The sequence below is a fragment of the Delftia sp. PX-1 genome (assembly GCF_055797465.1).
Genome location: NZ_CP184763.1, coordinates 394,884 through 415,665, shown reverse-complemented (window position 1 = coordinate 415,665; position 20,782 = coordinate 394,884). Strand labels below are relative to the sequence as shown.

At 64.4% G+C, this 20,782-nt stretch carries 20 protein-coding genes; 13 read left to right on the top strand and 7 right to left on the bottom strand.

All coding sequences use genetic code 11. The features are described from left to right. Window positions 1-46 precede the first annotated feature (46 nt). On the bottom strand, window positions 47-850 hold the full coding sequence (locus ACN20X_RS01910; protein WP_012202305.1) for an ABC transporter ATP-binding protein: 804 nt from the start codon (window positions 848-850) through the stop codon (window positions 47-49). Further along, complete coding sequence (locus tag ACN20X_RS01905) at window positions 850-1,980, bottom strand: MlaE family ABC transporter permease (RefSeq protein WP_473210243.1); 1,131 nt, start codon at window positions 1,978-1,980, stop codon at window positions 850-852. The genes ACN20X_RS01910 and ACN20X_RS01905 overlap by 1 nt, the downstream gene beginning before the upstream one ends. 326 nt (window positions 1,981-2,306) lie before the next feature. Between ACN20X_RS01905 and ACN20X_RS01900 the strand changes: the two genes are divergently transcribed. Continuing rightward, a complete protein-coding gene (locus tag ACN20X_RS01900; protein ID WP_209672790.1) occupies window positions 2,307-4,034 on the top strand; it encodes a GMC family oxidoreductase N-terminal domain-containing protein in 1,728 nt (575 codons plus the stop codon). Here the strand turns inward: ACN20X_RS01900 and ACN20X_RS01895 are convergent. Next, complete coding sequence (locus ACN20X_RS01895; protein ID WP_016448539.1) at window positions 4,031-4,954, bottom strand: LysR family transcriptional regulator; 924 nt, start codon at window positions 4,952-4,954, stop codon at window positions 4,031-4,033. The genes ACN20X_RS01900 and ACN20X_RS01895 overlap by 4 nt on opposite strands. Window positions 4,955-5,053: 99 nt before the next feature. Between ACN20X_RS01895 and ACN20X_RS01890 the strand changes: the two genes are divergently transcribed. The 7 genes from ACN20X_RS01890 (at window position 5,054) to ACN20X_RS01860 (ending at window position 10,542) form a co-directional block, all read left to right on the top strand. Beyond that, a complete protein-coding gene (locus ACN20X_RS01890; protein WP_016448540.1) occupies window positions 5,054-6,082 on the top strand; it encodes a zinc-dependent alcohol dehydrogenase family protein in 1,029 nt (342 codons plus the stop codon). A gap of 297 nt (window positions 6,083-6,379) precedes the next feature. Further along, complete coding sequence (locus tag ACN20X_RS01885) at window positions 6,380-7,138, top strand: sulfite exporter TauE/SafE family protein (RefSeq protein WP_141832744.1); 759 nt, start codon at window positions 6,380-6,382, stop codon at window positions 7,136-7,138. A gap of 254 nt (window positions 7,139-7,392) precedes the next feature. After that, on the top strand, window positions 7,393-8,163 hold the full coding sequence (locus tag ACN20X_RS01880) for an ABC transporter substrate-binding protein (protein ID WP_017404916.1): 771 nt from the start codon (window positions 7,393-7,395) through the stop codon (window positions 8,161-8,163). Window positions 8,164-8,228: 65 nt separating this feature from the next. After that, complete coding sequence (locus tag ACN20X_RS01875; RefSeq protein WP_016448543.1) at window positions 8,229-9,011, top strand: amino acid ABC transporter permease; 783 nt, start codon at window positions 8,229-8,231, stop codon at window positions 9,009-9,011. Next, complete coding sequence (locus ACN20X_RS01870; RefSeq protein ID WP_012202297.1) at window positions 9,008-9,766, top strand: amino acid ABC transporter ATP-binding protein; 759 nt, start codon at window positions 9,008-9,010, stop codon at window positions 9,764-9,766. Before ACN20X_RS01875 ends, ACN20X_RS01870 begins: the two co-directional genes overlap by 4 nt. A gap of 111 nt (window positions 9,767-9,877) precedes the next feature. Continuing rightward, a complete protein-coding gene (locus tag ACN20X_RS01865) occupies window positions 9,878-10,126 on the top strand; it encodes a FitA-like ribbon-helix-helix domain-containing protein (RefSeq protein ID WP_016453586.1) in 249 nt (82 codons plus the stop codon). Continuing rightward, window positions 10,123-10,542, top strand: coding sequence for a type II toxin-antitoxin system VapC family toxin (locus tag ACN20X_RS01860; RefSeq protein WP_016453587.1), 420 nt, complete (start codon window positions 10,123-10,125; stop codon window positions 10,540-10,542). Before ACN20X_RS01865 ends, ACN20X_RS01860 begins: the two co-directional genes overlap by 4 nt. 49 nt (window positions 10,543-10,591) lie before the next feature. Here ACN20X_RS01860 and mrdA read toward each other — a convergent pair whose 3' ends face one another. The 4 genes from mrdA to ACN20X_RS01840 form a co-directional block, all read right to left on the bottom strand. Further along, a complete protein-coding gene (gene mrdA / locus ACN20X_RS01855; RefSeq protein WP_016453588.1) occupies window positions 10,592-12,637 on the bottom strand; it encodes a penicillin-binding protein 2 in 2,046 nt (681 codons plus the stop codon). Window positions 12,638-12,650: 13 nt separating this feature from the next. Continuing rightward, window positions 12,651-13,169, bottom strand: a complete 519-nt coding sequence (gene mreD / locus ACN20X_RS01850) for a rod shape-determining protein MreD (RefSeq protein ID WP_016448548.1) — start codon at window positions 13,167-13,169, stop codon at window positions 12,651-12,653. Beyond that, the gene (mreC, locus tag ACN20X_RS01845) at window positions 13,166-14,239 is read right to left on the bottom strand and encodes a rod shape-determining protein MreC (RefSeq protein WP_070080819.1); all 1,074 of its coding nucleotides are present in this window, start codon (window positions 14,237-14,239) and stop codon (window positions 13,166-13,168) included. Before mreC ends, mreD begins: the two co-directional genes overlap by 4 nt. A 183-nt stretch (window positions 14,240-14,422) precedes the next feature. Continuing rightward, window positions 14,423-15,466 carry a rod shape-determining protein gene (locus ACN20X_RS01840; protein ID WP_012202293.1) on the bottom strand — a complete coding sequence of 348 codons (1,044 nt, stop codon included), beginning with the start codon at window positions 15,464-15,466 and terminating at the stop codon, window positions 14,423-14,425. 212 nt (window positions 15,467-15,678) lie between these two features. Here ACN20X_RS01840 and gatC point away from each other — a divergent pair, with 212 nt between their 5' ends. The 5 genes from gatC (at window position 15,679) to ACN20X_RS01815 (ending at window position 20,780) form a co-directional block, all read left to right on the top strand. Then, the gene (gatC, locus tag ACN20X_RS01835) at window positions 15,679-15,978 is read left to right on the top strand and encodes an Asp-tRNA(Asn)/Glu-tRNA(Gln) amidotransferase subunit GatC (RefSeq protein ID WP_016448550.1); all 300 of its coding nucleotides are present in this window, start codon (window positions 15,679-15,681) and stop codon (window positions 15,976-15,978) included. Between the two features lie 66 nt (window positions 15,979-16,044). Beyond that, window positions 16,045-17,544 (top strand): Asp-tRNA(Asn)/Glu-tRNA(Gln) amidotransferase subunit GatA, encoded by a 1,500-nt coding sequence (gene gatA / locus ACN20X_RS01830; protein WP_473210242.1) that lies wholly within the window; start codon window positions 16,045-16,047, stop codon window positions 17,542-17,544. Continuing rightward, window positions 17,537-17,944 carry a hypothetical protein gene (locus ACN20X_RS01825; protein ID WP_473210241.1) on the top strand — a complete coding sequence of 136 codons (408 nt, stop codon included), beginning with the start codon at window positions 17,537-17,539 and terminating at the stop codon, window positions 17,942-17,944. The genes gatA and ACN20X_RS01825 overlap by 8 nt, the downstream gene beginning before the upstream one ends. Beyond that, window positions 17,941-19,305 (top strand): tyrosine-protein kinase family protein, encoded by a 1,365-nt coding sequence (locus ACN20X_RS01820; protein WP_473210240.1) that lies wholly within the window; start codon window positions 17,941-17,943, stop codon window positions 19,303-19,305. The genes ACN20X_RS01825 and ACN20X_RS01820 overlap by 4 nt, the downstream gene beginning before the upstream one ends. Further along, complete coding sequence (locus ACN20X_RS01815) at window positions 19,302-20,780, top strand: P-loop NTPase family protein (protein WP_473210239.1); 1,479 nt, start codon at window positions 19,302-19,304, stop codon at window positions 20,778-20,780. The genes ACN20X_RS01820 and ACN20X_RS01815 overlap by 4 nt, the downstream gene beginning before the upstream one ends. Window positions 20,781-20,782 lie beyond the last annotated feature (2 nt).

The following is a 20,782-nucleotide window of genomic DNA, read 5'->3' as shown; positions in this document are numbered from 1 at the left end:
CGCAAAGCGAGAGGGGGGAAGGCGCGAAGCGACTCAGGGGGGCTTCTCATACCGTGCTCATCGCGCGCCTGCCGCGCTCGCCCTGGAAGAAATGCTCGATGAACGGATGCTTGAACTCGGCCACCTCGCGCGGCGGGCCGCTGACCAGCACCTTCTTCTCGGCCAGCACGGCCACGCGCGAGGACAGTGCGAACAGCGTGTCCAGGTCGTGCGTGACCATGATGACGGTCAGGCCCAGCTCGGCACGCAGCTCGCGCAGCAGTTCGCAGAATTCGTCGGAGCTGGTGGGGTCCAGGCCGGCCGTGGGCTCGTCGAGCAGCAGCAGGGGCGGGTCCATGATCAGCGCCCGCGCCAGCGCCACGCGCTTGATCATTCCGCCCGAGAGATCGGCCGGCATGCGCGAGGCATGCTCGGGCTTGAGGCCCACCATCTGCAGCTTGACCAGGGCCGCGTCGCGCACCAGATCGTCGGGCAGCGTGCCCTGCTCGCGCAGAGCGAAGGCCACGTTGTCCAGCACGCTGAAGGCCGAGTACAGCGCCCCGTGCTGGAACAGCATGCCCACGCGGCTGGCAGCGCCCTCGCGGCCCATTTCGCTGGCCGGGCGGCCCAGCACTTCGACGCGGCCCTTGGTGGGCTCCAGCAGCCCCAGCATCTGGCGCAGCAGCACGGTCTTGCCCGTGCCCGAGCCGCCGACGATGGACAGCATCTCGCCGCGCTGCACATCCAGGTCCAGGTCCTGGTGCACGGCAAAGGCGTTCTCGCCTTCGCCGAACACGCTCCACAGCCCGGCGATGCGCACGATGGGCTCGTCGGCTGCGGGCGTGGAGGAGGTTTCGGTGTCCATGGCCATCAGATGCCTACGTCCTTGAACAAGATGGCGAAGATCGCATCCACCACGATGACCATGGTGATGGCCGACACCACCGAGGCCGTCGTGCCCTTGCCCAGGCTCTGCGTATTGGGCTCCACGCGCAGGCCCCAGTGACAGCCGATCAAGGCGATGAGGGCGCCGAAGACCACGGACTTGCCCATGGCGATCCAGAGGTTGCCGATCTTCACGGCGGCAGGCAGCGCCTCGGCAAAGTAGGCGCCCGTGACGCCCATGGTCAGGTCGGCGGCCAGCATGCCGCCGGCCAGCGCGGCCAGCGTGGTCCACAGCGAGACCAGGGGCATGGCAATGGCCAGCGCCAGCGCACGCGGCAGCACCAGGCGAAAGCCGTGCGGTATGCCCATGACCTGCATGGCGTCCAGCTCTTCGGTGACGCGCATCACGCCGATCTGGGCGGTGATGGCCGAGCCCGTGCGGCCCGCCACCAAGATGGCCGCCAGCAGCGGGCCCAGCTCGCGGATCAGCGAGATGCCCAGGATGTTGACGATGAAGGATTCCGCCCCGAACTGGCGCAGCTGCAGCGCCATCAGGTAGGCCAGCACCACGCCGATCAGAAAGCCCACCAGGGCCGTGATGGGCAGGGCCGTGGCGCCCATGGAGTAGAGGTGGCCGGAAATGTCGCGCCAGGGGCCCCGGTGCGGGGCACGCGCAAAGCGCACCAGGTCGATCAGCAACTGGCCGATGAGCCGCGTCAGCTGTGCGAAATGGCCACAGGCGTTGATCACCAGGCAGCCCAGGCTGTCGATGTGCTCCAGCAGGCTCAGGCGCGGAGCCGGCGGTGCAGGCTCCTTGGAAAAACGGGCCACGCGGTCGAGCATGGCGCGCTGCGCGTCGCTGGCCGCCAGGCGCGCGGGCAAGCGACGGCCCCAGTGGTTCCACAGCAGTTGCGCGCCCACGTGGTCCAGCCAGTCCAGCCCTTTCAGGTTCCAGCCCAGGTCATCGCCCTTGGCGTCGGCCAGCTGTGCACGCAGCCTGCGCCATTGCGCCCGCCGGCCCAGCTCGGCCGCGCCCCAGGAGCCGGTCAGCAACGCCCATTGGCCGTCGTTGTCACGGCGCAGGCTGCATTGGGGGGGATTGTTGAGGGCAGACAAGTGCAGGAAGTCCTTGGGGGTTGCGAAGGCGAGGCCGAGGCGCGTGGGCAGGCAAGGCGGCACGCCCGCCAAGACCGCAGGATAACCGAGCGGCGCGGCCCGCAGATTGCCCCGCAACGCCGTGTGCGCGACGGCTTTGCCCTACGCGTGCAATTTTTATCAAAAAACCAGCGGGACCGCTATCGCTGCTGCATGCGCTGCTGCGAAAAAAGGAGTCCAGCGCGCTTTCCCTCTCGACAGTGCGCATGCCGTCCGCACAATGGGCCGAAGCACCAACCCCGGCTCCCAAGGACGTTCCGGCCCGCAGCGGACGCCCGCCCATCTCCATGAGCAATACCACCTTCGACTACATCGTCATCGGCGCCGGCACGGCAGGCGCCCTCCTGGCCAACAGGCTCTCGCGCGACGGCCGCAGCCGGGTGCTGCTGATCGAGGCGGGCGCCAAGGACGACTACCACTGGATCCACATCCCCGTGGGCTACCTGTACTGCATCGGCAATCCGCGCACCGACTGGCTGTACCAGACCGAACCCGACGAAGGGCTCAACGGCCGCAGCCTGCGCTATCCGCGCGGCAAGACGCTGGGCGGCTGCTCCAGCATCAACGGCATGATCTACATGCGCGGCCAGGCCCGCGACTACGACGGCTGGGCCGAGCTGACCGGCGACGACGCCTGGCGCTGGGACCAGGTGCTGCCGGCCTTTCGCCAGCATGAAAGCCATTGGCGGCTGGACGCCGGGGGCAACGCCGATGCGCGCTTTCGCGCCCTGCACGGCGGCACGGGCACAGGCGGCAGCGGCGAATGGCGCGTGGAGCGGCAGCGCCTGCGCTGGGACATCCTGGATGCCTTTGCCGAAGCCGCCCAGCAGGCCGGCATTCCGGCCACCGAGGACTTCAACGGCGGCAGCAACGAGGGGGTGGGCTACTTCGAGGTCAACCAGAAGGGCGGCCTGCGCTGGAACACCGCCAAGGCCTTCCTGCGGCCCACCTGCTATGGCCGCCCCAACTTCGAGCTGTGGACCCATGCCCAGGTCAGCCGGCTGCTGTTCGAGCCGCTGCCCGCCGGCGGCCTGCGCTGCAGCGGCGCACAGGTCTGGACCGGCTCGGAAATGGTCGATGTGCAGGCAAGCCAGGAGGTGCTGCTGTGCGCGGGCGCCGTCAACTCCCCGCAGATCCTGCAGCTGTCGGGCATCGGCCCGGGCGCGCTGCTGCAGAACCACGGCATTGCCGTGCGCCACGACCTGCCCGGCGTGGGCGAGAACCTGCAGGACCATCTGCAGATCCGCTCGGTCTACAAGATCAAGGGCGCGCGCACGCTCAACACCATGGCCAATTCGCTGTGGGGCAAGGCCGGCATCGGCCTGGAGTACCTGCTGCGCCGCAGCGGCCCCATGAGCATGGCGCCCTCGCAGCTGGGCGCCTTCACGCGCAGCAGCCCCCAGCAGGCGCACCCCAATATCCAGTACCACGTGCAGCCGCTGTCGCTGGACGCCTTCGGCGAGCCGCTGCACGGTTTTCCGGCCTTCACGGCCAGCGTCTGCAACCTCAACCCCACCAGCCGGGGCACGGTACGCATCCGCAGCGGGGACTTCCGCCAGGCGCCTGCCATTGCGCCGCACTACCTGTCCACGCCCGAGGACCGGCAGGTGGCCGCCGACAGCCTGCGCGTGACGCGGCGCATCGTCAGCCAGAGCGCGCTGGCGCGCTTTGCCCCCGAGGAATGGAAGCCCGGCGTGCAATACCAGAGCGACGAGGACCTGGCCCGCCTGGCCGGCGACATTGCCACCACCATCTTCCACCCGGTGGGGACCACGCGAATGGGCCGCGCCGACGACCCCATGGCCGTGCTCGACAGCCGCCTGCGCGTGCGCGGCGTACAGGGCCTGCGCGTGATCGACGCAGGCGCCATGCCGCGCATCACCAGCGGCAACACCAACAGCCCGACGCTGATGATGGCGGAGAAGGCCGCCGGCTGGATTCTTGCGGACAGGCAGGGCCGGGGCCAGGAGCCGGCACGGCAGAGCACGGAACCGGCCGTTGCGCTGGCCGCCTAGGACTGCTCCTGCAGCAGCGGCGGAATCGCCGCCAGCAGCGCATCGATGGTCACGCGCAGCCGGTAGGGCAGAAAGCGCGTGCGCGGCCACAGCACATGCAGGGGAATGCGCGCGGCCGGCACGTCGGGCAGCAGGCGCACCAGCGCCCCGCTGTCCAGCGCACTGCGCACCCGCCACAGCGGCATGTGGGCCAGGCCCGCGCCCTGCAGCGTGGCCGTGGCGATGGTTTCTATGTCGTCAAAGCCCAGCGCCGGCTCCAGCACGGGCGCGGCCAGCGATCCATCCTCACCGGCCAGCCCCCAGGGGGCGGCGCGGCCACTGCGCATATAGGCAATACAGCGATGCCCGGCCAGGTCGGCCACGCTGCGCGGCGCGCCATGGACCTGCAGATAGGCGGGTGATGCGCACAGCACCATGGTTTGCATGCCAAGGCGCCGCGCAACCAGCCAGTCGCTGTCAGACAGTTCCCCGCTGCGTATGGCCAGGTCGATGCCGTCATCGGCGAAGTCCAGCTGGCGGTCGGTGAAGCTGGCCTCGATGCGCAGGCGCGGATGCAGCTGCGCCAGCTCCAGCAGCAAGGGAGCCACGTGGTGGCGGCCGAAGACCACGGGTGCGCTGATGCGCAGCCGGCCCACCACTTCCCGCCGCCCGGCTTCCAGCATGTGCCGGGCGGCATCCAGGTCCTCCAGCGCCTGCGCGCAGCGCTCGTAGAACATCTGGCCGTCCTCGGTCAGCCCCAGGCTGCGCGTGGTGCGCACGAACAGCCGCGCGCCCAGGCGCTCTTCCAGCCGCGCCACGGCCTTGCCAACAGCCGAGCGCGTAAGGCCCAGGCGCTCGGCCGCCTGGGCGAAGCTGCCGGCCTCGGCCGAGGCGACGAAAGCGCTGACGCCTGCCAGCCTGTCATTTGCAATTGGTTCCATAAATTCTACAAACCATAGCCTCAATTGAATCAATGCAATTATGGAGGAATCAATAGACTGAAGTCCTGTTTGATATCTGCCTCGAAAGGACCGCCTTCCATGACCGTGCCTGCGTCTTCCCCATTCATGCAGCAATGGCAACTGCCCGCCCTGGGCCATGAAAACCTGCAGCTGGTGCAAGTCCCCATTCCCGAGCCCGGGCAGGGCCAGGTACTGGTGCGCGTGCATGCGGCATCGCTGAACTACCGCGATCTGCTGATCCTGCGCGACGGCATGGGCATGGGGCCGGCCCTGCCCCTGGTGCCCGGCTCGGACATGGCTGGCGAGGTGGTCGCCATCGGCCCGGGCGTCGCGGAGTTCGCGGTTGGCGACGCCGTGATCAGCACCTTCTTCTGCGGCTGGCAGGACGGCGTGCAGCCGCGCACCAGCCTGCCGCTGGGCTCGCCCGGGCCGGGCATGCTGTCGGAATACGTGGTGCTGGGCGAAGACAACCTGGTCGCCGCGCCCCGTCAGCTGGACTTTGCGCAGGCCAGCACCCTGACGTGCGCGGGCGCAACCGCCTGGTTCGCGCTGGCCGAGTCCGCGCCCACGCGGCCCGGGGACACCGTGGTCATCATGGGCACGGGCGGCGTGGCGCTGTTCGCCATGCAGATCGCCCATGCCCAGGGTGCGCGCGTGGTGGTGGTTTCGGGCAGCGACGACAAGCTGGCGCGGGCTGCACAGCTGGGTGCAGACCACGGCATCCACCGCCACCGCACGCCGGACTGGGCCGCCGAGGTGCGCGCCCTCACGGGAGGACGCGGCGCCGACCATGTGCTGGAACTGGCCGGGGGGGATAACTTCGGCCGCTCACTATCGGCCCTGGCACAGGGAGGCCGCGTGTCGGTGATCGGCAATCTGCAGGGCGACGAGCTGCGCGGCTCGGTCTATCCGCTGCTGCTGGGACGCGCCACCGTTCAGGGCATCGGCGTGGCACACCGGCGTGCGCTGCAGGATCTGGTGCGTGCCGTGGACTGGCTGAAGCTGCAACCTGTGATCGACAGCGAATACGCGCTGGCCGATCTGCCGGCAGCCCTGGAGCATCTGGAGCGGGGTGCTTTCGGCAAGCTGGTGCTGCGCATGCGCTGAACGTCCGGCAACCGGCAATCATCGTCCCAGCCCCTTGCTGGTGCAATCCCGCACTTTCGCGGCAACTGCGGGAAATCCCCGATGCACCACCCAGGTGCGGCCATTAAAGTCCATCCACTCTCGCGGTACCACAGTGCTGCACAAGAGGGGCCGAGGAGACAACTCGTACACAACCAGATCAACATTCATAAATAGCATCCCAAGATGCATTTCCCAGAGCGCCGGCAAGTCCGGCGCTTTTTTTATGCCTGCGGCCAGCCTGATGCGGCACCGTGGCGGTGCGACAATCGCCGCCCTATGGAATGGATCATCGTCTCGCTGGCCTCGATGCTGGCCGGCTTCGTGGACGCCATCGTGGGCGGCGGAGGCCTCATCCTGCTGCCCGCGCTGTTCGCCACCTTCCCCACCGCACCACCGGCCACCCTGCTGGGCACCAACAAGAGCGCCTCCGTCTGGGGCACGGCCATGTCCACCTGGCAGTACGGCCGCAAGGTGCAGTTGCCCTGGCGCGCGATGATGCCGGCCGCCTGCGTGGGCATGGCGGGCTCCTTTGCGGGGGCCTGGGCCGTCACGCAGATCTCCCCCGACTTCCTGCGCCAGCTGCTGCCGCTGGTGCTGCTGGGCGTGCTGGTCTATACGCTGGCGCGCAAGGACATGGGCCGCAACCACACGCCGCGCTATTCGGGCCGCGCCGAGACGCTGATCGCCTGCGCCATCGGCCTGGCCATCGGCTTCTACGACGGGTTCTTCGGCCCCGGCACGGGCAGCTTCTTCGTGTTCCTGTTCGTGCGGCTGATGGGCTATGACTTCCTGAACGCCTCGGCCTCGGCCAAGCTGCTGAACATGGCCACCAACCTGGCGGCGCTGGCGCTGTTCGCGCTCAAGGGCCATATCTGGTGGCACCTGGCCGTCCCCATGGCGGTGGCCAACGTGCTGGGCGCCATGCTGGGCACGCACATGGCCCTGCGCCATGGAACGGGCTTCGTGCGGGGCATCTTCATCGGCGTGGTGAGCCTGCTGATCCTCAAGACCGGCTACGACGCCTTCATCGCCTGAGCAGGCAGGCCAGCGGCATCCGCAACACCTGCCATCGGCATCGGCGACGGCAACCTTCTATAATTGCCGACTTTTCGCCTTGAGCTGCGGCGGCAGGTGCATGTCGCACCCCTGCCAGCGGCTGCACCCGACCCGCCGCGCAGCCACGCAATCGGCCCCGCCGTCCATGGCCATGCACCGATCCGTGCGTTGGCGCTTTCCCCATCTTGCGGCGCCGGGGTCAGGTCCTGAGCGACAGCCCTCCTGGAGCTTCCATGAAACGCATTACCGTCATCGCCGCCGCCGCGCTGGCCCTGTGGACCGCCGCAGGCGTTCAGGCCCGCCCCTTCGACGCCATCCAGAAGGAAGGCACGTTGCGCCTGGCCACCGAAGGCTATTACGCGCCCTTTGCCCATTTCGAGGGCAAGCAGCTGACCGGGTTCGAGGTCGAGCTGGCACAGATGCTGGCCGGCAAGATGGGCGTGAAGTACGAGTGGAAGACCATCAGCTTCGACGCCCTGCTGACCGGCCTGCAGCAGGACCGCTGGGATCTGGTGATTTCCTCGCACGGCATCACGCCCGAGCGCGAGAAGGCCGTGACCTTCACCCAGCCCCACTACTGCTCGGGCGGCATCGTGATGTCGCTGGACCCGGCCATCCGTTCGGCCAAGGACCTGGCGGGCAAGACGGTGTCGGTGCAGACCGGCTCCACCTATCTGCAGTACATGGAGAAGAACGTGACCGGCATCAAGCGCCTGGTCAACTTCCCCACGAACGAGGCCGCGCGCAATGCGCTGCTGTCCAAGCGGGTGGACGCCTGGGTGACCGAGCGCTTCATTGCCAAGGAACTGCAGCAGAAGAACCCCAATGCCCAGCTCAAGCAGGGCGAGATGCTGCTGGTCGAGCGCATCGCCGCCGCCGTGGCCAAGGACAACAAGTCGCTGGCCGACGCCTGGAACAAGGCCTTCAAGGACGCCCTGGCCGACGGCAGCTACGCCAAGCTGTCGCAGAAATATTTCCACGAAGACATCCGCTGCCCTGACTGAGGCCCCGGGCAGATCTGCCCGACCGGCGCCCACTTGCAGGGCGCCTTTTTGTTTCTAGCCCACCTATGCTTACCGTCCTCTGGCCCGCCCACTGGAGCCGCTCGCAGCGCAGCAACGCCACCCTGGTCACGGCCCTGCTGCTGATGGTGCTCGTGGTTTCGCTGCTGGGGCAGTTGCTGTCCCTGCTGCCCGAGCCCATAGGCTCCAATGCCGACACCTTCGCCGATGGCGCGCGCACCACGCTGTACCTGACGCTGGCCAGCGGCGCCGCCGGCCTGGTGCTGGGCATCGCCGCCGCGCTGGCGCGCACCTCACGCACGGCCGCCCTGCGCTGGGCTGCAGGCTTTTACGTCTGGGCGATCCGCGGCACGCCGCTGCTGGTGCAGATCCTGTTCATCTACTTCGCGCTGCCGGTGCTGATCCCGGGCCTGAACCTGCCCGACTTCGCCGCCGCCTGCATTGCGCTGGCGCTGAACGTGGGCGCCTACAACGCCGAAGCCGTGCGTGCCGGCCTGCAGGCCGTGCCGCGCGGCCAGGCCGAGGCCGCACGCGCGCTGGGCCTGCCGCGCAGCCGCGTCTTCATGGACGTGGTGTTCCCGCAGGCCTTCAAGATCTCGCTGCCGCCGCTGGTGAGCAACTTCGTGGCCCTGCTCAAGGATTCGTCGCTGGCGTACGCCATCGGCGTGGTGGAGCTGACCAATGTGGGCAACCGCATCCAGTCGGCCACCTTCCAGCCCGTGGAGACCCTGGTCACCGTGGGCGTGACCTACCTGGTGCTGACCACGCTGGTGACCCAGGTCACGGCTGCCGTGGAGTACCGCTTCGACGTGGAGGGCCGCCACAAATGAGCGCCGACAAGCTGGCACGGGGCATGCCCTACATCGTGGCCGAGAAGGTCACCAAGTCCTTCGGCAGCCACCAGGTGCTCAAGGGCGTTTCCACGCAGTTCTGCACGGGCGAGGTGACGGTGATCATCGGCGCCTCGGGCTCGGGCAAGTCCACGCTGCTGCGCGCCATCAACCGGCTGGAGCCGCATGATGGCGGGCGCATCACCATCGACGGCGTCGAAGTCACCGACAACGAAGCCACGCTGCAAAAGCAGCGCTGCGAAGTGGGCATGGTGTTCCAGCAGTTCAACCTGTTCGGCCACATGACGGTGCTGGACAACGTGACCCTGGCGCCGCGCCGCATCCACAAAACGCCGCGCGCCCAGGCCAATGCCAAGGCCATGGCCCTGCTGGAGCGCGTGGGCATGCAGGCCCACGCCCACAAGTACCCGTGGCAGCTGTCGGGCGGCCAGCAGCAGCGCGTGGCCATTGCCCGCGCCCTGGCCATGGAGCCGCAGGTGATGCTGTTCGACGAGCCCACCAGCGCGCTGGACCCGGAGATGGTCCAGGAGGTGCTGGACGTGATGCGCGAGCTGGCACGCGGCGGCATGACCATGATCGTGGTCACCCACGAAATGGGCTTCGCCCGCGAGGTGGCCGACCGCGTGATGTTCTTCGACCAGGGCTGCATCGCCCACGAGGCGCCACCGGCCGAATTCTTCGGCAACCCGGCCAGCGAGCGGATCGCGGCGTTCATCGGGCGCATGGGGCATTGAGGCCGAAGCCCTGATTCGTCGCCTTGCGTGCCCTCATGCGCAGGGGGCATGCCGTTGTCGCCTTGCGTGTCCATGACTACCATGCGTCATTGACCCGAAAGGAGCCTGGCCATGACTACCATGACGATCCACGATCTGGATGAAGACCTGCAGGCCCGGCTGCGTCTGCAGGCGGACCTGCACGGCCACTCCATGGAAGAAGAGGCCCGCAACATCTTGCGCGCGGCACTCGCAGCCAATGCGGCGGAGGGGCATTCACTGTTCGACTCCATCCGGGCCCGGGTCGAGCCCCTGGGCGGCGTTGAACTGGTGCTTGCGCAGCGCGAGCCCATTCGCAATCCGCTGGGTGCCAGCCGGTGATCATTCTCGACACCAACGTCCTGTCCGAGGCTCTGCGCCCCGATCCCGACAGGCGCGCCATGGAATGGCTGGCCAGCCAGCCCCGCTCCAGTTTGCTCACCACAGCCATCACGCGCGGCGAATTGCTGTACGGCGTCCTGCTGTTGCCGCAGGGACAGCGCAAGCATGGGTTGCTGGCTGCAGTGCAGGCCATCTTGGACATCGATATGGCAGGCCGCGTCCTGGAGTTCGACAACGGTGCCGCTGACGCTTATGCGCAGATCGCCGCGGCCCGAAGGCAGTCCGGCAGACCCATCAGCCAGTTCGACGCCATGATTGCGGCCATCGCCCGCTCAAGGGGAGCCAGCCTTGCCACCCGCAATGTGCGGGACTTTGCGGACTGCGGGGTCACGGTCATCGATCCCTGGCAGCACTGAATCTGCCGCGCAGGGCTCAGACCCGCTTGCAGCGGCACACAAGCGTGCCTCAATCCTCCAGCTCGGCAGCCGAAGGCGGCGACAGCACCGCCGGGCGGCCTGCGGGCACGGGGACCGGCGCCTCGGGCGGCTCATAGCGCGGCAGGCCGGGCAGGTTCACGGTTTCCGCATCCAGCGTGATTTCGGAGACGCGGCGCGGGGTGCCTATGGGCACGCCGGCCTGGCCCTTGCGCATGGCGGCCATGTCTTCCAGGCTGGGGTAGCGGCCCAGCAGCCAGTAGTCGAACACGCGGCGCGCCAGCGGTGCGGCGGCAGCGGCACCGAAGCCGGCGTTCTCCACGATGGCAGCGACGGCAATGGTGGGGTTGTCGGCCGGCGCGTAGGCGATGTACAGCGAGTGGTCGCGCTGGAACTCGGACAGGCGTGCCGCGTTGTACTTCTCGTTCTGGCGCACGCCCACGGCCTGGGCCGTGCCGGTCTTGCCGGTGGATGTGTAGGGCGCGTTGCCGAAGATGCCGCGCGAGGTGCCCTCCACCGTCACGGCGGCCACGGCGGCGCGCACGGCCTCCACGTTCTCGGGCTTGTAGCCCATGCTGGTGCCTGGATCCTTGTTGATGGCCGAGAACTGCTGCGTGACGGCATCGACACGACCCACGGCCAGGTGGGGGCGGTGCTTGACGCCCTTGGCCGCCAGCGTGGACATGGCATTGGCCAGCTGCAGGATGGTGAAGTTGTTGTAGCCCTGGCCGATGCCCAGCGAGATGGTCTCGCCCGCGTACCACTTCTTCTGCTCGGGCCGCTTGTAGGTGTTGCGCTTCCACTCGGTGCTGGGCAGCACGCCGCGCGCCTCGCCGCGCACATCGATGCCGGTGAGCTGGCCGAAGCCCAGCGGCTTCATGTAGTCGTGGATCATGTCCACGCCCATGTCGTTGGCCAGCATGTAGTAGTACACGTTGGACGACTTGATGATGGAGCGGCGCAGGTTGGTCGGCCCGTTGGGGTGGCCCGAGCGGAAGGTGTGGCCGCCGAAGGTCCAGCTGCCGTTGTCCATGATGGTGGTGTCCGGGCGGCGCTTGCCCGACTCCAGCGCGGCAATCGCCATGAAGGGCTTGTAGGTGGAGCCCGGCGGATAGGTGCCCCGCAGCGCGCGGTTGAGCAGCGGGCGGTTGATGGATTCGTTGAGCGTGGTCCAGCTCTCCTGGTCGATGCCATCGACGAAGAGGTTCAGGTCGAAGGTGGGACGGCTGACCATGGCCAGCACTTCGCCGCTGCGCGGATCGATGGCCACCAGGGCGCCGCGGCGGTCGCCGTACAGCTCCTCCACCATGCGCTGCAGCTTGATGTCCAGCGACAGCACCAGGCTGTCGCCGGGCGTGGCGGGGCGGCTGCCAAGCTTGCGCACGGCATGTCCGCCGGCCGAGGTTTCCATTTCCTCCCAGCCGGTCTGGCCGTGGAGGTCGGTTTCGTAGCTCTGCTCCACGCCCAGCTTGCCGATGACGTCGGTGCCACGGTAGTTGGCGGCGTCGTCGGAGTCTTCCAGCGCCTCTTTCTCGCGCTGGTTGATGCGGCCTATGTAGCCGATGACATGGCTGGCCGTGTCCTGCATGGGATAGGTGCGGAACAGCCGCGCCTTGATGTCCACGCCCGGGAAGCGGTAGCGCTGCGCGGCAAAGCGCGCGACCTCGTCATCGGTCAGGCGCGTGCGGATGGGCAGGGAGTCGAAGCTGCGGGAGTCGTCCACCAGGCGCTTGAACTTGCGCCGGTCGCGCGGCGTGATCTCGACGATCTCGGCCAGGCTGTCGATGGTCTCTTCAAGGTTGCCCGCGCGCGAGGGCATGATCTCCAGCGTGTAGGCCGAGTAGTTGGTGGCCAGCACCACGCCGTTGCGGTCCAGGATCTGGCCCCGGTTGGGCACGATGGGCACCACGGCCGTGCGGTTGCTTTCGGCGCGCTCGGACAGCTCCTCATGGCGCTGCACCTGCAGCACCAGCAAGCGCGCCACCACCAGCCCGAAGGCCAGCAGCACCACCACGCTCATCACCCATGCGCGCAACCTGAATCGCTGCAGCTCGGCTTCTGTATTGCGGATTTCCATCACGCGTCAAGCCTCACAGGGGACGGTTCTCGTCACTGTCCGGCGGGCGGCGCTGAGGCGCCAGCAGCAGGCCGCTGACCAGGGGCCACAGCAGGGCCTCGATCAAAGGCGCGACGACCACCAGCGGGCCGGGCATGATGCCACCGGCCACCATGCGCAGCAGCACCTGCAGGCCGTGCACCACGGCAAACAGCGGCAGCAGGTGCAGCGCCTGCACGGGCGTGGAGAACCACGACAGGCGCCGGCCCATGGCGCCGGCCGCGAACACCAGCAGCGCATAGGCCAGCGCATGCTGGCCCAGCAGGGAGGAGCGGTCCACATCCATGCACAGGCCCAGCAAAAAGGCCACGCCCATGCCCACGCGCTGGGGCTGGTTCAGCGCCCAGAAGGCCAGCAGCACCATCAGCAGGTCCGGCTGCCAGGCCTGGCGGCCCAGCGGCAGCATGTTGAGTGCCAGCGCCGCCAGCAGGCTGACGACGATGAACAGGGGATTGACCGGCAGCAGCAGCTGCTGGCCGCGCGGCATGATCATGCGGGCTCCTTCCTGGCGGAGGCGGGTGCGGCGGGAGCAGCGGGTGCGGCAGGCGTGGCCGGCGCATCTGTCTTGCCGGCCTTGCCGCCGTCCTTGGCGGCTTCCTTGCCCTTGCCGTCCTTGGCCTTGTCTTTTTCCTTGCCCTTGTCTTTTTCCTTGCCCTTGCCGGCGCGCAGGGGTTCGGCAGCGCCTTCCGCCTCGGGATGCGTGGCGCGGTCCAGCGGCTTGAGCACCACCACGTGGCGCACGCCCTGCACGCGGCCCACGGGTTCGCAGTAGATGCGGGAGAAGGCCGAGTCCGCGCGGCGCTCCACCGAGACCACCTTGGCCACGGGCAGGCCCGGCGGGTACAGGCCGTCGACGCCGCTGGTGGTCAGCAGGTCGCCTTCCTGCACATCGGCATTGCTGGGCATGAAGCGCAGCTCGATGCCGCCGGTGCGCAGCGGCGACGGGTCGCCATAGGCCACGCTGCGTGCACCGGTGCGCGGGTTGAAGACGGGAATGGCCTGGTCGCGGTCGATGAGCAGGGTGACCTCGGAACGCAGCGGATACACGCGCGTGACCTGGCCGACCACGCCCTTTTCATCGAGCACGGGCGAGCCCTGGGCGATGCCGTCCACCTGGCCGCGGTCGATGACCACACGGCGGGTATAGAGGTCGGGGCTGTCGTAGACCACTTCGGCCGCCGTGCCGGGCGTGGTCAGGCGGTCGCGCAGCTGCAGCAGCTCGCGCAGATGGTCGTTTTCCTGGATCAGTTCGTCGGCCAGCGAGGCACGCTGGGCCATGGCCACCAGTTCCTTGCGGGCGCCCTGCTCCCGGGTCTGGGCCTCGTCCAGCGAGCCCAGGTAGCGGCTGGCGTCGTGCACGGCCTCCACCGGCTTGAGCATCACCCACTGCACGGGGTACAGCACGGTGGACACGGCCACGCGCACGGGGTCGGTGATCCTGAAACGCGCGTCGGCCACCATCAGAAACAGCGCCAATGCGCTGTAGATGGCCAGTTGGGAGACGCGCGAGGGCCGCCGCTTGAACAGCGAGGGCGCCGAGTGGTCCAGGGTGTTGGGATTCATGCGCCCCTCCCGCGCGGCAGGGCCTGCCCTGCCGCACTTGCTGCGGCCTGGAAAGCACGGGCCGGGCCCGGTGCGAAGGAAGGCAGGGCAAGCATGCAGGTCACCACGGAAGGGAGAAGAAAAACGTTGCAGTCGGTCGGCCGCCGCCCGGGCCCGCGACAACGGGCCCCGGCCTGCGCCGCGTCAGTCGCTGGTGAAGATGCTGCCCTGGCGGTCCATGGTCTCCAGCGCCATGCCGCAGCCGCGCACCACACAGGTCAGCGGTTCCTCGGCCACGAGCACGGGCAGGCCCGTCTCTTCGGCCAGCAGGCGGTCCAGGTCGCGCAGCAGCGCGCCGCCGCCGGTCAGCATCATGCCGCGCTCGGCAATGTCGGCGCCCAGCTCGGGCGGGGTCTGCTCCAGCGCGTTCTTGACGGCGCTGACGATCTGGTTGAGCGGGTCGGTCAGGGCTTCGAGCACCTCGTTGGACGAGATGGTGAAGCTGCGCGGCACGCCTTCGGAGAGGTTGCGGCCCTTGACTTCCATCTCCTTGACTTCGGAGCCGGGGAAGGCCGAGCCGATGTTCTTCTTGATGGATTCGGCCGTGGGCTCGCCGATCAGCATGCCGTAGTTGCGGCGGATGTAGCTGATGATGGCTTCGTCGAACTTGTCGCCGCCCACGCGCACGGAGCCCTTGTAGACCATGCCGCCCAGCGAGATCACGCCGACTTCGGTGGTACCGCCACCGATGTCCACCACCATGGAGCCCGAGGCCTCGGACACCGGCAGGCCGGCACCGATGCCGGCGGCCATGGGTTCCTCGATCAGGTAGACGGAGGTGGCGCCTGCCGCCTCGGCCGCGTCCTTGATGGCGCGGCGCTCGACCTGGGTGGAGCCGCAGGGCACGCAGATGATGATGCGCGGGCTGGGCGTGAGCACCGAGCGCGGATGCACCATCTTGATGAACTGCTTGATCATCTGCTCGGTGATGACGAAGTCGGCAATCACGCCGTCCTTCATCGGGCGGATGGCCTCGATGTTGCCGGGCACCTTGCCCAGCATGGCCTTGGCTTCACGGCCCACCGCCTGGATCACCTTCTTGCCATGCGGGCCGCCTTCGTGGCGGATGGCGACAACGGAGGGTTCGTCCAGAACAATGCCCTTGTCGCGGGCGAAAATCAGGGTGTTGGCTGTGCCAAGATCAATGGCAAGGTCGGTGGAGAAATACCGACGGAAAGCTCCGAACATTACGAGAGTCCTCTCAGGCACGGCATGCTCGTCGGCCTGCCATCGCCGGGATGAAAGTTAGGGAGTCTGGATGGGGTTGGCTTTTCGCACAATGACCAGCTCGGAGAGGGTCTTGCGGCAAAGCCGAGATAATACCGTATCCCCTGTGAATAACTTGTACTGCCGGGGCTTGAAATGCGGGTTTACATCCCGTTGCCCCCTTCAAAATTCCTATGGCACTGAACGCACAAGACATCGCACGCATCGCGAACCTCGCACGGCTCGAGCTCTCTTCCGCAGAGAGTGAGCGCATGCTAGGCCAGCTCAATGATTTTTTCGGCATCGTGGAGAAGATGCAGGCTGTGGATACTTCGGGCGTCAGCCCGCTGTCACATCCGGTCGCCGCCATCCAGGACATTGCCCTGCGCCTGCGCGAGGACATTGCCAGCGAGCCCGACCAGCGCGACGCCAATCAGCGCAGCGCCCCGGCCGTCGAGCGCGGCCTGTTCCTGGTCCCCAAGGTGATCGAGTGAGCGCCGGGCGTCGCTCGCCCTGCTTCCTGTCCCCTGGCATCCGTCCCCGTTTTCCGCATCCCATACATGACCCAGCAAACCACTGATCTGCACACGCTCGGCGTGTCGGCCCTGTCGGCCCTGCTGCGCGAGCGCAAGCTCGGCGCCGTCGAAGCCGCCCAGCATTTCCTGGCCCGCGCCCAGGCGCACCAGAACCTGGGCGCCTTCGTCAGCATCGACGAAGAGGCCACCCTGGCCCAGGCCCGCGCTGCCGACGCACTGATTGCCCAAGGCAAGGGCGGCCGCCTGGCTGGCGTGCCCATTGCGCACAAGGACATCTTCGTCACGCGCGACTTCCCGACCACGGCCTCCAGCAAGATGCTGGCCGGCTACCGCTCGCCCTTCGACGCCACCGTGGTCACCCGCCTGGCCGAGGCCGGCGCCGTGACGCTGGGCAAGCTCAACTGCGACGAATTCGCCATGGGCTCGGCCAACGAGAACTCGGCCGTCGCGCCCGTGGGCTTCGACGCACCCGCGCCCGTGCGCAATCCCTGGAACCTGGACCGCGTGCCCGGCGGCTCCTCGGGCGGCTCGGCCGTGGCCGTGGCCGCCGGCCTGGCGCCCGCCGTCACCGGCACCGACACGGGCGGCTCCATCCGCCAGCCCGCATCGTTTTGCGGCATCACGGGCATCAAGCCCACCTATGGCCGCGCCAGCCGCTACGGCATGATCGCCTTCGCCTCCAGCCTGGACCAGGCCGGTCCCATGGGCAAGAGCGCCGAGGACTGCGCCCTGCTGCTGTCCGAGATGTGCGGCCCCGACCTGGACCGCGACTCCACCAGCCTGGACGTGCCCGCCGAAGACTTCACGGCCCGCCTGAACGACGGCATCGAAGGCCTGCGCATCGGCATCCCCGCCGAGTTCTTCGGCGAAGGCCTGTCGGCCGACGTGCGCGCCGCCGTGGATGGCGCGCTCAAGGAATACGAGAAGCTGGGCGCCCGCCTGGTGCCGATCTCGCTGCCGCGCACCGAGCTGTCGATTCCCGTGTACTACATCCTGGCCCCGGCCGAAGCATCGTCCAACCTCTCGCGCTTCGACGGCGTGAAGTTCGGCCACCGCGCCAAGGACTACACGGACCTGGTGGACATGTACAAGAAGACCCGCGCCGAAGGCTTCGGCGACGAGGTCAAGCGCCGCATCATGATCGGCGCCTACGTGCTGTCCGAGGGCTACTACGACGCCTACTACCTGCAGGCGCAGAAGATCCGCCGCATGATCGCCGACGACTTCCAGGCCGCCTTCCAGCAGTGCGACGTGATCGCCGGCCCCGCCGCGCCCACCGTGGCCTGGCAGCTGGGCGGAAAGAGCGACCCGCTGGCCAACTACCTGGCCGATATCTTCACGCTGCCCGCATCGCTGGCCGGCCTGCCCGGCATGAGCGTGCCCGCAGGCTTTGGCGAGGCCGGCATGCCCGTGGGCCTGCAGCTGATCGGCAACTACTTCAAGGAAGGCCAGCTGCTCAACGCCGCCCACCGCTTCCAGCAGGCCACGAATTGGCACGCAACTACAGCAGCATCCTATGAGTGACGACTACTTTGGAGCAGCAAACCGCCACTTGGTAGACGCAAGGGTACTTTATTCAGCGACGCCTGCATCTTTTGCGGGCGCCAGCCAACTTTTTGGCTTTGCCGCCGAATGTGCACTCAAATCCATGTTGCAGACCAAACTAGGCTCAGTCAATATTGTCAGAGGACATCTTCAAGACTTTTGGCGCGAATTTGAATCACATAGTACTTTAGCTCGTCGTCACGCAATAAGAAGTCAAGCCTTGATGTTCAAGAAGCATTTCGACGATTGGACGGTTGATCAGAGGTATTACAAAAACAGCGCAGATTGCTTTAATGAATCGATCTTATCAAAACAAGAAGAGGCAGCCACTCAGCTTGTCAAACTAGCACACAACATCAGAAAAGGCCTAATTAGATGACCATTAGCCATTTCGACTGGGATTCCGCAATCTCCAAGTGCTTGGAATTAATAAATCATAGAGCTGAATTCTGGAAAAAGCGCCTTTCCACACGGCCTTTGGTCATCGTCCGTGACTGGGCAGGCCGCCTACATATTTGTATACCAGGGAAAAGACCCCAGGACCAGCAGTATGACGAATTAATTTTCGCTGCAACCGAGCTTAACAAAGAACTAGGCCTACTTAGCGCAGGACATAGCAAGGAAGATGGCGAAGATACAGCTTCTATGCTTTTTATGTTCGAAGATGATTTATTTGACCCCGCAGATATCTGGGAAAGCGAAGATAAATCTCTTATACAGAAAAACCCAGTTGAAATTTATGTTCTTGATCGACAAGAGAAAGAACTGGACTGGCTTCGCCCACGTATTTCCCAGACAGCTTCACATGTTCCTCGAGGCGTATTTTTTGGTGTCAAAGGTGGCGTTGGCCGTAGTACCGCATTAGTCGGACTTTGCATTAGTATTGCCCAATTGGGAAAACGTGTGTTAGTTGTGGATGCTGATTTCGAGTCTCCAGGACTATCATCCAGTCTTATGTCACCAGACGCTCGACCAGATTATGGCTTGGTAGACTGGTTTTCTGCAGATGCCCTTAGCCCAACAGACGCCAACACATTATTTGAATTAGGTGGCATGGTAGAAGGCAGTCCGCTTAACAAAATAGTTTCCGGTCGAATCTTCGTTGTTCCTGCGTTCGGTAGAAAATCGGACTCATATGTAAATAAACTAGGACGCCTTTATACCACAACTGAGAATGGCGAGTCGTATGCTCAAAGGCTTGATAGGGCACTTAAGAAACTGGAAGCAGAATACAATCCGGACGTAATCTTGCTAGATAGCCGCGCAGGCATAGATGACACTGCAGCAGTTGCCATTACACGCCTAGGTGCCCGCGTCTTCCTGTTTGCGATCAATACCAGTCAAACTTGGGATGCTTACAACTTACTATTCAGACATCTACAACGCCATCCCAGCATTCATACAGCAGAAGATTTCAGAGAAGATCTACAACTAGTTTCTGCTTTAACACCAGACCCAGCATTGGCGCCCAATTATTTTGAATCATTCCGGCAAAATTCGTATGATCTGTTTCAAGATCTTTACGATGAAATTCCACCAGGAACTGATGGACTAGATGCCTTTAATTTTGACTTCGATGATGTTGATGCGCCTCACAACCCTTGGCGAGTCCGGTGGGATGATTCGTTGCGTGCATTTGATCCACTTCAGTTTGAAGATCACATGAGTCCTGAACTTCAGGCTAAAGTCTTTGGTGATTTTGTAAAGAATGCCATTGATTGGCTCGGAATTAACAAATGAATAACGTAACAAAAGAATTGCGACGCGATGCATTAGAAAAATTTACCGCATGGAGAGCAGATGCTCCTCCCACTAGTATTGATGACGTTTTTGTCCCTGCTCATCACAGAAAAGCCCTAAGCCTCGAAACTATGGTCGTGCGTGGCATGAGAGGCGCCGGAAAATCCTTTTGGGCAGAGGCCTTAGTAAATGAACCCATTAGAAATGGGCTAGCCAATATATTGCCCACATTAGGGTGGAAAAATCTAACGGACTGCAAATCAATACAATGGGATAATCGTATTGAGCAAAAACTTCCTAGCAAGCAAGTTTTAAGCAAATGGCTGAATGACCAAAATATTGAACCATTGAATATCTGGGCAGTTTTAGTACTCGCACAATTCCCAACCCCTCAAGGCATGAAATTTCCCAAAGGTAGTGAATTTGACCCTTGGAGTGCCAGAATTAAATGGGGAAATGAAAATCCAGACGCGCTTTTAATTGCTCTTCAAAAAATAAGCGACGATTATCATGCAAGCGAAAAAGAAGTTTTAGTAGTATTTGACGGACTAGACTTAGTTGCCAGCGCCTTCGGTGACTCACGTAAACTTTTAAGAGGCCTATTTCAGTTTTTACTTCATTTCAGACGCAGCAAAGGCCTACGCTTTAAAGCTTTTGTACGAGAAGACATGACCACCCGCGAAGTCAGCGATTTCTCAGATGCGTCAAAGCTTTTGAATGAAGCAGTTGACCTTGTTTGGAGCAGGGAGGATCTCTACGCTCTCCTATGGCATTATCTTGGGCAGCGAAGCTCATATTTTCGTGATTGGAGCAACCGCATAGTTGAATCCAACTGGACAAAATGCAATGAAAGATGGACGAATAAAGCGCTAGGAGATAGCAATTGCATTCGTAAGCTTCTAGAAGAGTTTGCTGGAACCTTCATGGGCTCAGACAAAAGAAAGGGCTATGTCTTTACATGGTGGTATGACCATTTAGCAGATGGTCGAAACCGCGTTAGCCCGCGCACACTCTTTCGAGCAATGACACATGCGCTAGAAGAAACCAGCGACAGATTTGGAGATTTCTCAGAGCGTGTTTTGCATCCAGAGGCCATACGCAGCGGGGTTCGCAAAGCCTCTCATGATAGAGTACAGGAATTAAATGAAGATTACCCTTGGGTAGAAAACGCCCTCGATGTCATTAGAAGCACGACCGTTCCCATGGAGTGGATAAGACTTCTTGATTATTGGCGACATACCAAAAACAGGACAATATCCACCATTGAAGAAAAAAGTCGTTCCGAATCCTGGTTTATTCCATGGGATATTCAAGAAAAGCGTCAAAGTAAAAAGGAACTAGATCTCCGGGATACGCTGGTAGAAATAGGAGTGTTACAGCTTCGTGATGGTCCTGTACAGAAAATTGACCTTCCTGATATTTATCGTCTGGGCTATGACGTTGGTCGCCGGGGCGGTATTCGTAGACAGAGCTAAAA